This is a genomic window from Paucilactobacillus salsurae (genome assembly GCF_054784995.1).
On record NZ_BAAHWX010000029.1, the window covers coordinates 1 to 1,331 of the forward strand.

Below are 1,331 nucleotides of genomic sequence, written 5' to 3' on the forward strand. Positions count from 1 at the left end.
ATGGTTGAAGGACCTGACGTGAAATGGTTAATCAAAAATAACTATCTCGCACCATATAAGTATTTTTCAGTCAATTTAATTAATGAAAATAAACTGAAAACTTCCAGTACTGGCGACTTTACCAATAAGTCAATGGATGAAGCAATCGACAATACCATTTTTGGTGATGTGGTTAAGACCTATCAAGACAAAAGCCCAGGACAAAAAGCAATTGTCTATGCGCATGATATTGAACACAGTAAGTCAGTAGCTCTATCGTTCAATGATGCAGGTATTCCTGCGGCTCATGCGGATGCTAAAACACCAAAGAGTGAGCGTGCTGAGATTATGTCAGACTTTAAAGCCGGCAAAATTAAGGTTCTCTGCAATGTGGATTTAATATCTGAAGGCTTTAATGTTCCTGATTGTTCGGTTGTCATTATGCTACGACCCACACAGTCGTTAGTCTTAGACGTGCAACAAAGTATGCGCTGTATGAGATACCAACCAGGTAAAGTCGCAACCATCATTGATCATGTTGCTAATTACGCACGATTCGGACTACCTGATAGTGAGCGCAAGTGGAGTTTGAAAGGACGACCAAAGAAGAAACGAAATGCTACCCCGTCAATGGGTATTCACCAATGTGAAAAATGTTTCTTCATCTTCCCGTCATCTGAATCAAAATGTCCGAATTGCGGCTTTGAAATTGAAACCGAAACACAAGGCTTAACCGTTGATGAAACAGCCAAGATTGAACAGTTAGATCCGTTCGAAATTGAAACCAATTACCAAACTATTAAATACAAAAAAATGAATCCTAAAGACGTTGATAATATGCATGACCTGTACAAAATTGCTGAGGCAAGAGGTTATAAGCCAGGTTGGGTATGGTATCAAGGTAAACAAAAAGGATTAGTCAAATAAAAGGAGAAATTAATAATGTCATTCATTACAACAGATTATTCAAAAAACGAACAAAGCAACGATTTTTCAGCTATTCCAACAGGTAACTACGAAATGATCATCAAGTCAGCTCAGGAACATGCCACAAAGAATGGCAAGGAGTCCTTACAACTCGATTTAGTTGTTCGTAACGATTTGGACGGCGTTGCCGAACTGAAAGATACGAATGCCAAATATCACAATCGTCATGTGTTCATGGAGAATTGGAAACGCAAGAATACCGGTAAATACGATATGGAAGGCTTTCAATATATTCTCCAAGCTGCTGAGATTCCAGAAGGGACACAACTTGGATCAATCGAAGACTTCATGAATGCGATTGCTAACAAACCGGTCTTGGTCTATGTAAAGAAAGAACCAAACGAATACCAAGGAAAAACAACTGA

At 38.8% G+C, this 1,331-nt stretch carries 2 protein-coding genes; both read left to right on the top strand.

Translation table 11 applies throughout. The features are described from left to right. Window positions 1-906: DEAD/DEAH box helicase (locus ACYVQZ_RS09985; protein WP_461241228.1), on the top strand; the 906-nt coding region annotated here is incomplete at its 5' end. A gap of 15 nt (window positions 907-921) precedes the next feature. After that, a partial coding sequence (locus tag ACYVQZ_RS09990) for a DUF669 domain-containing protein (protein WP_461241229.1) occupies window positions 922-1,331 on the top strand: 410 nt, incomplete at its 3' end.